This window comes from Flavobacterium anseongense (genome assembly GCF_021608185.1).
Lineage (GTDB): Bacteria > Bacteroidota > Bacteroidia > Flavobacteriales > Flavobacteriaceae > Flavobacterium > Flavobacterium anseongense.
In genome coordinates, this window is the sequence record NZ_JAKIHN010000010.1 from 39091 (window position 1) to 54249 (window position 15159).

Consider the following 15159-nt stretch of genomic DNA (forward strand, 5'->3'; position numbering starts at 1 on the left):
CTTTTTTTATAAGTATTTAAAGTAGGTTGAAATTAATTCTTAATCAGTTTTTTGGTGTACAATTGCCCATCTTCGGCTGTGACATTTATTATGTAGATGCCATTTGCATAGCGGCTCACATCAATTATGGTTTTATCTGTTTTCTCGATGTTTCTTTCATTTACAATCTTACCATCAATGGTTGTAATGCTGAACTTAAAGAATTTGGCATCTTTCATTATGATTTCGATAAAACTGCTTGACGGATTTGGCACTATGGCAAAATCTTTTGACACTTTTATCAGATTGATTGTTTCATCAACACTTGAAGTTTCGTCCGTTCTCGGATTTGCATTTGGCAGTTGCGTTTTATACGCATAACTTGCTGTACATCCTTCGGGATAAGCTGAAAATTGAGCTCCAAATAAAGCCTCAAAACCCGGATTTAATTCGACATAATTTGCAGCGTGATACACTACTCCATTTGCCACAGCATTGTTTCCGACTGATACTATATTTGCTGCCTTAATCCAATCCGACCTTTCCTTTTCTTTTAAAGCTACTGTAGCCAAATTATTAAGATTATCTGCAGGAGATGTTAATGTTAATGTTGGCAAACAGCAATCTATAAAAGTTACATCGGGTCCAACGCCAGCCGAGTTGTCTGAAATGGTATAAATAAATGTTCCGGCGGGGCAGTTTACATTAAAATTGGCATCAATCTGAAATTCAAAATTTCCTGTTGGGCTTACTCCGAACATACTTGGCAAGACGGTAAAACAAAACGTATTCGAGGTAAGTTGTGTTGGAGCACTTAGCGTCCCTACAACTGTTCCGTTTTGAGTAATATCTAATGTGATAGAACTCAAGGTTGCATTATAAGGCGGTTGATACGTACCACAAACCTGAATTGGTGTATTCCCAATAGTATCAGGGCAATTAATATTAGTTGCATTTGTATTTAGCGCTCCAAGTTTAGGAGAAGCACAAACAGAACCGCAAATATTATCGATATAAACTGTTCCAAAATGTGCTGAAGGCTGGCAGTCACTTACCGTAAATTCGATTGTTCCGGGTTGACCTAAAATTTCACCTACATTCAATCGGGCACAAATCCAATCGGTGTAAAGCACTCTTCTGCTTCTACTAACATAAATAACGTTAAACAAGCAGTTATCAGGATCGGCAACGATACAAATTTCATCTACAACATTATTAAATCGGTCTAAAACCCTAACCCTGAAAAAAGGTTGAATTGGTTGTCCGTGTGCCGGCTTGTTATCCATTACCAACGAAAAATTAAAATCAATTGTTTCCTGATTTATAACTGGAAAATAACGTGAAACCGTTGTGATATCAGAAGAACCAAAACCCATTTCATTGTTTAGCTTAATGCATTTGTTACCACCGCTTGGAAACAGAGTCGGAACGTTTACTCCTAAACCCGCTAATACTGGGTCGTATTGTTGGTAACTCGGACTTGTATTATCAATCAATGTTACAGCAGCATTTAGATCATTGACTGCTGGCGTTACAGCATTAAAAATGGTAGGTGCTGTTGGAGTAGCACACGATAAAAAAAATGCAGTTCCAGAAGCAGGCTGTGGATGTGCATCTGACCAAAAAGAATACCCTGCTGTCCCATTTTCAAAATCACCATTCACACATGTTTGCTGCACTGCAACGGGCATAGGTCGTGCAAAATAGCTTTCTTTTTTATCCGGATTTTGGGTAAAAAACAACTTTCTTAATTCGTAAATTTTTGTTTTTTTAATGGCGTTTTGCAGTTCAGCATCCGTAAATTCTTCTTCACTTCTTAGATGATTAATTACATCGTCAGTGACTTCTTTTGACAATACATAATTGTTATAGTTATCATCAATGAACTTCTGAATTTCTACCTCTATTTTATTGGCACTTGAAATTCTTCTTTCTTCAGAATTCAAGTACTCACTAAGTTGTGCTGACATGTTATAAGAGTTAAAACAAATAGCACAAACTATTACTGTTTTTAGTATCTTATACATATCAATCTTCGTTAGCTGTTAGTGTTTCTACTTGTTTTTTTAATGCTTCAATATCCTTGATGTTTTTTTCAATAGTTTTATTTTGCTCAATAATATAAAGCATCATCTCTTCAATTTTAGCCATATGTTTGGCTTGCATTTCTGCTAAATCAAGTCCGTTTTTAGCCAATTCACTTGCAGAATCAATTCCAGGTAAATGTTTATGCTTAGCAATATATTCTTCTACATTTTTCAAAGGCATTAAGTCATAATTCTTTTCAAAAACATAATCTGCCCAATTGGCTGTACTTCTCAAAGCTACTTTTACTTTTTCGGTTAAGATTCCGCCTTCAACAAACAGCTTATAATTTCCGGTTGTAGATGGATATGAAGCATTTGAACCAATGTAAATTTTTCCGTTTGGCTCAGTAGGTGCACTATTAAACCAAATGTTGCTACCGTTCATTGATACAACTCTGTTACCGTTAACGGTTGTGGCCGGATTGATATTTCCATTGTCTGCATACAGACTGGTATCCGTAGAACTTACCACATAAGGTGTACCTGCTGTTCCGTTTCCTAATATAGACACATTATTTCCTGCTGTTACAATGGTCGATTGAAGCGTTATTGAACCTCCACCATTAGAAAGAGTTACTATAGCTCCGTTTTGAGTGATAGATTGCGGTCCGTGATTAGGCAATACTACACTATTCCCGTTAGAGATATGCAATACATTTCCTGTAAGCGATAAGGTTTGTTCATCTCTGTCAACTAATGTTGGTAAAGTAAATGAACCTCCGCCATTAGAAAGTGTAACCGTGTTTCCTGTTTGTGAAAGTGTCTGTGGGGCTTGAGGTGATGGAAGTGTGAAAGAACCTCCGCCGTTAGAAAGCGTTACAGTATTTCCTGTTTGTGAAAGCGTTTGTGGTGTTTCAACATAAGTTGGAAGTGTCACACTATTTCCATTTGAAATAGATAACGTATTGCCCGTTAACGCTAATGATTGGGCATCAGTATCTGTAAATGATGGTAGTGTAAATGAACCGCCGCCATTAGAAAGTGTAACTGTATTTCCTGATTGTGAAATGGTTTGAGGAATATCTGTAAATGATGGTAATGTGAATGAACCACCACCATTTGAAAGTGTAATTGTATTTCCTGATTGTGAAAGTGTTTGCAACTCGTTAGTAGCACTGGCGTCAAGCCCTGAAATATCGGTTAAGTTTACCGGAGCACTGGCAACACCATTTACGGTAGTAACTAATTGATTATTATTTACAGTATTAGAAATAGAATTAATAATCGTTGATGATGACGAAACACTATTAACATTACTGGTCATTAAATTAGCGTTTGATGATAGAACGTTAGTTTCAACAGCATTGCTCATTTTATTTAAAACAACATCACCATTTTGATTAACCGTTAAAAACCTATTAGACACTTGAGATGTTGGTGGGGTATAATTGCTGGTTAAATTTGTAAAGCGAAGTCCTGAATTACCTTCTACTCCATGTGTGATTTCCATTTTATTGTTTGGCGAAGTGGTTCCTATCCCTACGCGTCCTTCGACCATTAAACCATTCGCCGGAGCTGAAATTCCCGGTGTTACCCCGTCTGGTGTGAAGTTTCTACCAATAGCAACACCACCTTTAATATCTAATTTGTTAACCGGAATGACATTATTACCCAAACCAATTCCCGTATTGCCATTTTTTTGAATAAAAATTCTCTGATTTCCTAAACCATCAGCAATAATTATCGATTGATTGGTATCATTTCCAGCTAAGAATGGTGTGGATGGAAATTTTGAAACAGCTATTCTATTTCCAAAAAAAACATTATTGCTACCACTCAATAAGTTGATTGCTGTCTCTGCTCCTATAAAAATATTAGAATCTCCGGACAGCAAACTTCTTGGGCTATAACTTCCTATTGTCGTGTTGGAACTACCTACATTAGTCAATAATGCTGCATAACCAACTGCTGTATTGTTATTTCCGGATATATTAGCTTCTAACGATCTATGCCCAATCGCAATATTAGATGAACCAGTAACATTATTATATAAAGTTCTGGTTCCTAATGAACAATTTAAACTCCCGCTTCCATTCAAAGCTAGTGACCAATTTCCGAAAGCACAATTAAATCCCCCTGAAGAAGAACTTAATGTTTCTATTCCAAAAGCACTATTACTATGGCTGTTATTATTAATTAATGAGTTAAGTCCATATCCTGTATTATAGTTCCCTGTATTATTAACGCCAGCGTTTTCACCTGTAAAAGTATTATCAACTTGGCCTTTGGCTTCAAAATTGATTCCAGCAATAAATAATACTGTAAATAGAAGAGTAAATTTCATTTTCATAACTAAAAGATTTAATACGTTAATAATTTAATTAAAATGTTATTTTAATTTTTTTTGTTTCTTAATAACAAACTGGTATAAAACCAATTTTAATCTTTTAGGGGGTAGGGATTAAAATTTTAAATATCGAATTACTTTTTAGAATTTGATATTCGAAATCTTATATCCAAATATATATTGTTTAAATAAAATAAATCCATTAAATACATATATAATCGATGAAATGCATGTTTTTTACAAATACTAATTAATTTATCTTACATAATTTAATTTTAAAATAAATGATTTTATACACCTACTTTTAAGGCATAAAAAAAGTATATTCAAAAAAAAATCCCTATCAATTGATAGGGATTTTTTTGTTTTAGCCATTACCAAATGACTACTCTTTCTTTTTCAGGCAGATACATTTTATCACCCGGTTTTATGTTGAATGCTTTATAGAATTCAGGAATATTCATTAATGGTCCATTGATTCTGAATTGTGCAGGTGAATGAACATCCGACATAATTTGTCTCGATATTGCTTCATCTTTAGCTTGTACCATCCAAGCATAACCATAAGCCAGAAAGTACCTTTGGTCGGGCGTAAAATTGCTTATTTTTTCATTATTCTTGTATTGAGCTGTTTTTTTGAAAGCTTCATATCCCATAACAACACCACCTAAATCCGCGATGTTTTCACCTTGTGTTGCATCACCATTCACAAACTTACCTTTAAGCGGTTCAAACTTGTTGAATTGCGCCACAATTGCTTTAGTTTTTTGAGTAAACTTTGCTTTATCTTCTGTTGTCCACCAGTCTTTCAGATTGCCTTTGTCATCGTACTGACTTCCCTGATCATCAAAACCATGTGTAATTTCGTGACCAAAAGTAGAACCTCCAATTATACCATACAAAATAGCATCATCGGGCATTCTTCCTTCAAATCCGGGAACCAAAATGTTACACGCCGGAACACAAATTTCATTATTGCTCGGATTGTAATAGGCATTGTATGTTTGTGGATACATTCCCCATTCGGTTCTGTCAACCGGATTGCCATACTTTTTAATCATATAATCATATGACCATTTATTGACAGCCATAACATTGGCACAATAGGTACTTCTGTTAATGGTAACACTACTCATATCTTTCCATTTATCAGGATAACCTACTTTCATCACTATTTTACTCAACTTGAAAAGTGCTTTTTTCTTGGTTTCCTCGCTCATCCAATCTAATTTCTTGATGTGCTCTGCATATACATCACGAATGTTATTTCCTATTTCTAATAGCTTTTCCTTTGAACCTTTTGGCAAATAATCTGCAACATATACTTGGCCTATCAATTCTCCCAATGAACCGTCAGTTTGTTCTACGATTCGTTTCCATCTTGGTTTTTGCTCTTTTACACCATTCAATACTGTTGAATAAAAAGCAAAGTTTTGCTTTTCGATAGCATTATTCAAATATGAAGCATAAGAGTTAACCAAATCCCACTTCAAATACGTCTTCCAATCGGCAATACTATATGAAGTAACAATCTTATCCAATCCTTTGTAAAATTCAGGTTGTCCTACAATAACCGTATCTGCTTTTGTAATGCCCAATTGTGGCAAAACATTATCCCATGCAATTGAAGGAGTTGATAATTTGAATTGCGCCAAACTCATCTTGTTGTAATTCTTTATTGGGTCACGAAGTGCTTCTAATTTTCTACTGTTTTTAGCTAAATCCGTTTCCAATTTCATAACCGTAATCGCAGCAGTCTTTGCTGTCGCTGCATCGTCTCCCATTAAACGGAACATTGCTCCCAAATGCTTTATATATTCAGATCTGATTTTAACTGCATCGGCATCAGTATTAAAATAGTAATCTCTGTTGCCTAAACCCAAACCGCCTTGCCCAAAGAACAAAGCATTTTTTGAACTTATTTTATCATCCTGCCCAACATAAAAAGAAAACGCCGGACCGGAACCAATCGTATGAAGATACCCAATAGTATTCATCAAAGTTGGAACATCTGTAATGGCTTCGATTTTTGATAAAGCAGCTGCTAATGGTTTCAATCCAGCTTTTTCAATGGATAATGTATCCATTCCTGAAGCATAAAAATCACCTATCTTTTGTTCGTTGCTTCCTTTTACTGCATCGCTGTTTTTGGCTGATTTTTCACAAATGCTTTTAATCTGAGCATTAATTGTATCTCCTATAGTTCTAAAAATTCCGTTGCTGCTTTCCGTGCTTGGAATAGGATGTTTTTTAAACCAACCTCCATTGGCATAATGAAAAAAATCGTCGCCCGGATTAACCGTTGTATCTCGGTTGGTAAGTAAAGGATCTTCGTATTGAATTTCTTTTTGACTGCAGCTTATCGCGAATAAGGCCGATAGCATGCTTAGGGTAAGTTTGTTTCTTAATTGCATAAGTTTATTGTTTTGATAATCAGTTGGTCTTAAAAAAATATAAAAGTTACCAAATGTATGGCATTATGTTAAATTTAAAAGTGTTTAAACAAAAAAAGTGCCCTGAAAATCAGAGCACCTTTCAAAAATAATTTGGTTAAACTATTTTTTCTCTTCTGCTTTTTTAGAAGCGCAACATGCTTTTTTAGCTGTACTGCATTCTTTTTTTTCTGCAGTTGTACAGGATTTTTCTGTTTTGGCTTCTTTCTTTTTTGCTTTTGGATCCGGGGCAGCATTTACATTCACTGAGAATAAAAAGGCTACTATTGCTGCTATTGAAACTAATTTTTTCATGATTTTATATTTTTTAAATGTTATTATTTTTTAATTATTAAAGTTTGACTGATGATTTTTAAGTAGTGCAGGTAAACTCCGGCGGCTGCCAAATGACAACACTAAAATTTGGAATTAAAGTAGTGCTATAATGCGTCTTTTGTTTAACCGAAGATTCTGAAAAGAAGTTTTGCATCTTATAATCGGCTTCAAAGACTAAAAAAGGACCACTGTGAAAATTATGGCTAATCAGGCATTTTTCTTTTTGACAGCCATTTGGAATTTCTTTTAAGGGTTTACCACAACAAGCATCGTGGCATTTTAACTCCATAGTCATCTTAACTACTTTTACCGTTGGTAATACAGGTAGCATATTGATATAAAAACACACTATGATGGCCAAAAACTTCAATAGCTTCTTTTAAAAATTGTGAATCAAATGTAAATCTTTTTATCAAAGTCAAATACAATTTAACATTCTTTTGAGAGTTGAAATTTATTTAAACATTTATAATAATTTTAATATTACTGCGTTCTATAATGTAGTAATTTGCACCAAACAATATGATTAATATGGATACTATCAAAATTCTGTGGGTAGATGATGAGATTGATTTACTTAAACCACATATTTTATTTCTGGAAAAGAAAAACTACAAAGTAACTACTTTCAACAATGGTCGCGATGCTGTTGATGCTTTTGAAGATGGTAACTTTGATATTGTTTTTTTGGATGAAAATATGCCCGGAATGAGTGGTTTGGAAACACTTTCGGAAATGAAAGAAAAAAAATCTTCTACGCCAATGATTATGATTACCAAAAGCGAAGAAGAATATATCATGGAAGAAGCCATAGGCTCTAAGATTGCAGACTATTTGATAAAACCCGTAAATCCAAATCAGATATTGTTGAGTTTGAAAAAAAACTTAGACCATTCCCGATTGATTTCTGAAAAAACGACTTTAGATTATCAAAAAGAATTTCGCAAAATTGCTATGGAAATGGCCATGGTAAACAGCTATGAAGATTGGGTTGAGCTCTATAAAAAACTTATTTTCTGGGAATTGGAATTAGAGAATATCAACGACCAAAGTATGTTTGAAATCCTCGAAAGTCAGAAGGTAGAAGCCAACGCGCAGTTCAGCAAATTCATCGAACGCAACTACGAAGACTGGTTCGAACCAAAAGCCGATAAACCTGTTCAGTCTCATACCCTTTTCAGAGAATTAGTAGTTCCTGAATTGGTCAAAAAAGATAAACCTGTACTTTTTGTTGTAATCGATAATCTTCGTTATGACCAATGGAAAGCCATGGAAAGTGTGGTTAGCAATCATTATAAATTGGAAAAAGAAGTTCCTTATTACGCTATTTTACCAACCGCAACACAATATGCCCGAAATGCAATCTTCTCCGGATTATTGCCGATCGAAATGGAAAAGCAATTCCCGCAATACTGGAAAAACGATGTAGAAGACGGCGGAAAAAATCTATATGAAGCCGAGTTTTTAACAGCACATTTGAAACGATTGGGCTTGAATATCAAACAGGATTATTTCAAAATAACCAATCTGTCAAGCGGTAGAAAGTTAGCTGAAAACTTCCGAGGATTAAGAGACAATAATCTGGTTACTGTGGTTTACAACTTTGTAGATATGCTTTCGCATGCCAAAACCGAAATGGATGTGGTAAAAGAATTAGCTTCCGATGATAAAGCCTATCGTTCGTTAACCTTGAGCTGGTTTAAAAATTCACCGCTACTGGAAATTATCCAACAAGCACAAAAATTAGGCTTCAAATTGATAATCACCACAGACCACGGAACGATAAATGTAAAAAATCCTTCGAAAGTTATCGGAGACAAAAACACCAGTTTAAACTTGCGCTACAAAACAGGAAGAAGTCTGACTTATGAAGACAGAGATGTGTATGCCGTTAGAGATCCAAAGAAAATTGGGTTACCAACCATCAATATGAGCAGCTCTTATATTTTTGCAAAGAATGATTTGTTTTTGGCGTATGTCAACAACTATAATCATTACGTAAGTTATTACCGAAATACATATCAACACGGAGGAATTTCATTAGAAGAAATGATCGTTCCCTTTTTAGTTTTTAATCCAAAGTAAAAAAAGTAAACAGTGTTCAATAATTAGTCATCAGTTAAAGCTAAATCCTGAACACTAAATTCTGAACACTGAACACTAAATTTATGGAAATCATCTTTTCAATTGACGAACTAAAACAAGTAGCCAAAAAAATCCTTGCCGAGAAACCCTATAAAGTCATTCTTTTTCATGGCAATATGGGCGTTGGAAAAACAACTTTAATTAAAGCTTTGGCGAAAGAATTAGGCGTAACCGATGCGACCAGCAGTCCAACATTTTCTTTGGTAAATGAATATGAAGCCGAAGATAATATGAAAGTATATCACTTTGACATGTACCGATTAAAATCGGAAATTGAGGCGTTAGATATGGGAATAGAAGATTATTTATATTCCGGAAATTGGTGCTTCATTGAATGGGCAGAAAAAATTCCGAATTTGCTTCCGGATGATTTTACGACCATAATTTTGTCTCAAACTGCTGATGGTAAAAGAAATCTAAGATTGACGTAATTGAATATTTTTTTGTAATTTGGAGCAAAATTACAATTGTGCAGCATGGCTATTACACCTTTCACTAAGCAGCAACTTTTACCTCAAGAGGAAAAATTAGAAGTATATCGTCATAAAAGCGAACTCTTTATCGGAATTCCAAAAGAAACTTCTTATCAGGAAAGACGTATTTGTTTAACGCCTGATGCTGTCAACTCGCTTACGTCACACGGACACAAAGTAATGATTGAATCGGGTGCCGGATTGAGTTCGAGTTATACCGATAAAGAATTTAGTGATGCAGGCGCAACCATTTCCAAAGACACTAAGAAAGTACTAAGTTGCCCAATAATTCTTAAGGTAGAACCTTTAACTATGGAAGAAATTGCATTAGTAAATACAAATGCGATTGTGATTTCTGCCATTCAATTAAAGACCAGAAAAAAAGAATACTTCGAAGCCTTATCAAGAAAAAAAATCACCGCTCTTGCTTTCGAATACATCAAAGATGAAGATGGTTCGTATCCTGCTGTAAAATCGTTAAGCGAAATTGCAGGAACAGCCTCAGTTTTGATTGCGGCCGAACTGATGATTAACAACGAATTCGGAAAAGGATTATTGCTTGGCAATATTACAGGCGTTCCTCCTACCGATGTGGTGATTCTCGGTGCCGGAACTGCAGGGGAATTTGCCGCAAAAACGGCTTTAGGTTTAGGAGCCAATGTCAAAGTTTTTGACAATTCGATTACCAAATTGCGCCGACTGCAAAACAATTTAAACCAAAGAATATTTACATCAACTATACAACCCAAATCATTATTAAAAGCTTTGCGCCGATGCGATGTTGCGATTGGAGCACTTCGAGGCAAAGAGCGTTGTCCGGTTGTCGTTACCGAAACCATGGTAGAGCACATGAAAAAAGGTGCCGTGATTGTAGATGTAAGCATTGATACAGGCGGTTGTTTTGAAACTTCGGAAGTGACAACACACGAAAACCCAACTTTTATTAAAAATAATGTCATTCACTATTGCGTGCCGAATATTCCCTCGCGTTATTCTAAAACGGCTTCGCTTTCCATCAGCAATATCATTACGCCTTACTTACTACAAATAGCCGAAGATGGCGGTTTAGAAAGTGCCATTCGCTGCAACAAAGGATTGAAAAACGGTGTGTATTTGTATCATGGCATTCTGACCAACAAAGCCATTGGCGATTGGTTCAATCTTCCGGATAATGATATTAATTTGATTGTTTTTTGATTTCCGCGAAGGCGCATTGTCATTTCCGCGAAGGCGGAAATCCATCATCTCAAATTATACTTTAAATAAATTTTAGTGTTACCCAAACATTTGATTACTTTTGCCGAAAATTAATTTACTATGAAGTTTTACCAACGTTTTGCCTACTATTTAGTAGGATTGGTTATGGGCTGTTTTGTTGTTGCCGCTGTATGGAGTGGAAAAGATACACGTTGCAATTATTTTCCGAATGCCAGAGTTTTAAATGACATCAGAAACAAACCATTTTTGTATGATATTGAAGCTTCTCGAAGACTATCAGAAGACTGGGTTGATACTACCGATATCAAAAACGTTTTAACCTATGGTGATGTCGATTTTGATAAAAGCAATATCAAAGAAGAAGGCGGAAAACTCTATATCATTTATGGGAAAACATCAAAGAATAAAGATATCACTTTAGAAGTCATCAATTATCCAGATAAAGCGGTGTTGCGAAATATTATTAAAAATGATAAGCCAAACTAAGAGTTTGGCTTTTTTGTTTGAAATTGATTAGGTATGGCAGCACAACTATCTTCTTCCTTTGAACTTTCACACCCGCTATCCGCGTCTCGTCAAAATAGACGAGACTCGCTCCACACGAGCGAAGCGACTGCCAAAGGAATCGGGGCTGATGACTACGCTTGTCATTTCTTACCCATAAATTTGTTTTGCTTTAAGGTAAGGATTACAAATCCGCACTATCTAATGTTTTTTTTGAGTTATACTTATAATGTCTGACAGTTAAAACAGCGGTTACCAAAAACGGAATTGTAGGACCTATTATTTTAAGATTCAAACTTAGAGCACCAATCACAAACATAAAAACAAGCAATAATGCAAGCGAAGCAATACCTATAAAAGTCAACATTCTATTTGGACGCTGCTGAAAAAGTGTTCCCAATAATAGTAATTGTCCAAACAACGGCAGCAATACAAATGGGTGCATTACTGAGCTTGGATTTGTAAACATTTTTAAAATTATTTCGGCTTCTGCCTGAAACAAAAAAAGATGGTTTGTTTTTCCCCACTCTAAAAAACCTAAAAGCGAAGTAAGTATTAGCAGTAGATTTAAAATTTTGCTTTTCATTACTAATGAATATTGTTCATTTCTTCCAAACAAAGCTAACAAAAAAAGGGTTGCCAAACTGACAACCCTTTTCTATTTTATAAACCTGGTAAATTAGTTACCGTGTCTTTTTTCGATATCTGCAATATCTTTTTTGCCCATTGAGTCAACCAATACAGGAGTCGCAATAAACAATGAAGAATAGGTTCCAACGATGATACCTACTAACATCGCGAAGATGAATCCTCTGATCGAATCTCCACCAAAGATGAACATGATTAACAATACCAAAATCATCGTCAACGACGTATTCAATGTTCTTGAAAGTGTAGTGTTAATAGATGCGTTTACTACATCTTTAAAGTGACCTTTTCTGTCTCCGGCAAGGAACTCTCTAATTCTGTCGAAAACGATTACCGTATCGTTCATAGAGTATCCGATAACCGTTAGGATAGCCGCAATAAAGTGTTGATCCATTTCCATATGGAAAGGCATGTATTTGTATAATAAAGAGTAGATTCCCAATACAAAAATTACGTCATGGGCAACTGCTGCTAAAGCTCCAAGTGAATATTGCCATTTACGGAACGAAATCACAAGATATAAAGCAACAACTAACATTGCACCTATAACTGCCCAGAACGAGTTCGTTTTAATATCTGCAGAAATCGCTGCGCCTACTTTAGAAGACTGCAATACTCCAAATGTTTTTCCGTCGTAAGAGTTGATGAATTTTTCATAAGTCAAACCTGGGTTATAATACTTTTGCAAAGCAGCGAATAATTTCTCATTTACTTCTTTATCAACCTCAACACCTTCTTCCTGGATTTTGTATTTAGTCGTAAGTTTCAATTGATCATCGCTACCAAAAACTTTCGCTTCAACAGTAGTACCAAACGCTGCTGATAATTCTTCCGAAACTTTAGTAGGTTCAACCGGTTTCTCGAATTTCACCTGGAACGTTCTTCCTCCAACAAAATCAACACCTTGATCTAATCCGTTAATAAAGAAAATAGAAACCAAACTAACTACTACAACTGTAGATGAGAATATGTATGTCCATTTTTTAACTCCGATGAAATCGAAGTGGAAACCTGTAAACCAATTTTTAGTGATTCCGGTTGTAAATGTTAAGTTCTTATTGTTAGCAATATCTCTATCGATAAAAATTCTGGCGATAAAAATTGATGTAAACAATGAGGTTACGATACCAATTAAAAGTGTCAAAGCAAATCCTTGTACCAATCCGGTTCCGAATACATATAATATAGTCCCGGTTAATACGTGAGTTACGTTAGCATCAATGATTGAACGCATAGCACCTTTCCATCCGTAAGAAGAAACAACAGCATCACCAAGTGATTTTCCTTCGCGGAGTTCTTCTTTTGCTCTTTCATATATAATGATGTTCGCATCTACGGCAGTTCCTAATGTTAAAACGATACCTGCAATTCCAGGTAATGTTAATACGAAACCGAAGCTTGCCATCACACCAAACAAGAAAAGTAAGTTTAATATCAAGGCCGCATTAGCATACCAACCTGCTCTTCCGTAGTAGAAAACCATCCATAAACATACCATAAGGAATCCAACAATAGAAGAAATCAAACCGGCGTGAATTGCGATTTCTCCCAAAGATGGTCCAACCACTTCTGATTGAATAATCTCTGCAGCAGCTGGTAATTTACCGGCTCTTAAAACGTTGGCTAAATCTTTAGTTTCAGCTACTTCAAAGCTTCCTGTAATTTCTGATCTTCCTCCTGAAATTGGTCCTGATGTTACTCCAGGCGCAGAATACACAACATTATCTAAAGCAATGGCTATAAAGCTTTTTTGTGTATATGCTCTTCCTGTTAATTCTTCCCAAACTCTTGCTCCGGCACCATTCATTTGCATGGTAACCGCTGGTTTACCCATTTGGTCAAATGTATCTCTGGCGTCAACAATAACACCTCCGCTCATTGGAGCTGCATTATCTCTGTTTCCTTTCAGCGCATATAAATCAACTGTTTCAGTTTCTTTTTTGGTTTTTTCGTCAACATTTACTGTCGGTTTTCCCCAAGCAAATTTTACATAACGCTTGTCAGCCGGTAATAAATTACGGATTTCTGGTCTTCTTAAATAAGAGTTGATTGTTGCTGTATCTTTTGGAGAAGCAATTACTAAAACAGGACCACCACCTTGAGAAATGAATTTGTCAAATAATGGATTGTTTCCTTTTTTAACAGCAGCTGTATCTTTGTCTTTATCAGTTAACAATTTAGTTAACGTATCAGCTGGCTTTGCAGCTACAGCTTTCTCCTCATTTTTAACAGTAGCTTTCAAGGCTTCGTTTGCAGCCTGCAAAAAGCCCATTAATTCTTCTGCTTTGTAGGTTTCCCAGAACTCTAATTCCGCTTTGCTTGAAACTAATTTTTTGATACGATCCACATCTTTTGCACCTGGCAATTCGATAAGGATTCTTCCTGTTTGTCCAAGTTTAACAATGTTTGGTTGCGTTACACCAAATTTATCGATACGGCTTCTCAATACACCAAAAGCCGATTCAACTGACTCATCGATTTTTTTAACCAAGACTTTTTTCACTTGGTCATCGGTCATATTGAAATCGATTTGTCCCTGAAGATTTCTGTTTGCAAAAATATCAGGAGAAGCTAGTTTTACTGTACCATTTGAGTTGTTATCGAAAGCTACGAAAAACGCATCCAAATAAGATTGATTACCTACTTGATTCAACTTTGCATCTTCCAATGATTTGTTGAAAATAGGGTTTTTGGAATTGTTAGATAATTGTTTCAAAACATCTTTCACCGATATCTGAAGAATTACGTTGATTCCACCTTCAAGGTCAAGACCTTTATTGATTTGTTTGTCTTTTACTTCATTGTAGGTAAAAAAGTCAAGAAATACTTTCTCTTTTCCAATAGAGTCAAGATATTTAAGTTCTTTTACCGGATTTCCTCCAGCGAAGTTTTTGGCGTCCTCTTTTACTTTATTGGCCACAAATGTGAACGAAAGTGAATAGATACTCACCAATGCAAATAGTATTGCGAAAAATTTAACTAGTCCTTTATTCTGCATTATTACTAAAATTAATTAATTTTTGTTTTTGTTATTCATGAAACCTATTGAA

General features: G+C 35.4%; 11 protein-coding genes. 4 read left to right on the forward strand and 7 right to left on the reverse strand.

Annotated features, from left to right (window positions below):
• Positions 1-32 precede the first annotated feature (32 nt).
• From L1S35_RS12145 to L1S35_RS12165, 5 genes are all read right to left on the reverse strand, one after another.
• Entirely contained in the window at positions 33-1949 is a 1917-nt protein-coding gene (locus L1S35_RS12145; protein ID WP_236401063.1) for a T9SS type A sorting domain-containing protein, read from the reverse strand.
• A gap of 58 nt (positions 1950-2007) precedes the next feature.
• Positions 2008-4356: a hypothetical protein gene (locus tag L1S35_RS12150; RefSeq protein WP_236401065.1), complete on the reverse strand. Its 2349-nt coding sequence runs from the start codon at positions 4354-4356 to the stop codon at positions 2008-2010.
• Positions 4357-4727: 371 nt separating this feature from the next.
• Positions 4728-6767 (reverse strand): M13 family metallopeptidase, encoded by a 2040-nt coding sequence (locus tag L1S35_RS12155; RefSeq protein WP_236401068.1) that lies wholly within the window; start codon positions 6765-6767, stop codon positions 4728-4730.
• 141 nt (positions 6768-6908) lie between these two features.
• Positions 6909-7100: a hypothetical protein gene (locus L1S35_RS12160; protein WP_236401070.1), complete on the reverse strand. Its 192-nt coding sequence runs from the start codon at positions 7098-7100 to the stop codon at positions 6909-6911.
• 58 nt (positions 7101-7158) lie between these two features.
• Complete coding sequence (locus L1S35_RS12165) at positions 7159-7452, reverse strand: hypothetical protein (RefSeq protein WP_236401072.1); 294 nt, start codon at positions 7450-7452, stop codon at positions 7159-7161.
• 200 nt (positions 7453-7652) lie between these two features.
• On the opposite strand from L1S35_RS12165, the gene porX reads away from it, so the two are divergent.
• The 4 genes from porX to L1S35_RS12185 all read left to right on the forward strand — a co-directional run bounded on the left by porX (position 7653) and on the right by L1S35_RS12185 (position 11443).
• The gene (porX, locus tag L1S35_RS12170) at positions 7653-9206 is read left to right on the forward strand and encodes a T9SS response regulator signal transducer PorX (protein ID WP_236401074.1); all 1554 of its coding nucleotides are present in this window, start codon (positions 7653-7655) and stop codon (positions 9204-9206) included.
• Positions 9207-9289: 83 nt separating this feature from the next.
• Positions 9290-9697: a tRNA (adenosine(37)-N6)-threonylcarbamoyltransferase complex ATPase subunit type 1 TsaE gene (tsaE, locus tag L1S35_RS12175; protein ID WP_236401075.1), complete on the forward strand. Its 408-nt coding sequence runs from the start codon at positions 9290-9292 to the stop codon at positions 9695-9697.
• 45 nt (positions 9698-9742) lie between these two features.
• The gene (locus L1S35_RS12180; RefSeq protein ID WP_236401078.1) at positions 9743-10936 is read left to right on the forward strand and encodes an alanine dehydrogenase; all 1194 of its coding nucleotides are present in this window, start codon (positions 9743-9745) and stop codon (positions 10934-10936) included.
• 120 nt (positions 10937-11056) lie between these two features.
• Positions 11057-11443 carry a DUF4258 domain-containing protein gene (locus L1S35_RS12185; protein ID WP_236401080.1) on the forward strand — a complete coding sequence of 129 codons (387 nt, stop codon included), beginning with the start codon at positions 11057-11059 and terminating at the stop codon, positions 11441-11443.
• Between the two features lie 202 nt (positions 11444-11645).
• Here the strand turns inward: L1S35_RS12185 and L1S35_RS12190 are convergent, their stop codons facing one another.
• A complete protein-coding gene (locus tag L1S35_RS12190) occupies positions 11646-12047 on the reverse strand; it encodes a hypothetical protein (RefSeq protein ID WP_236401082.1) in 402 nt (133 codons plus the stop codon).
• 93 nt (positions 12048-12140) lie between these two features.
• A complete protein-coding gene (gene secDF, locus L1S35_RS12195) occupies positions 12141-15107 on the reverse strand; it encodes a protein translocase subunit SecDF (protein ID WP_236401084.1) in 2967 nt (988 codons plus the stop codon).
• Positions 15108-15159 lie beyond the last annotated feature (52 nt).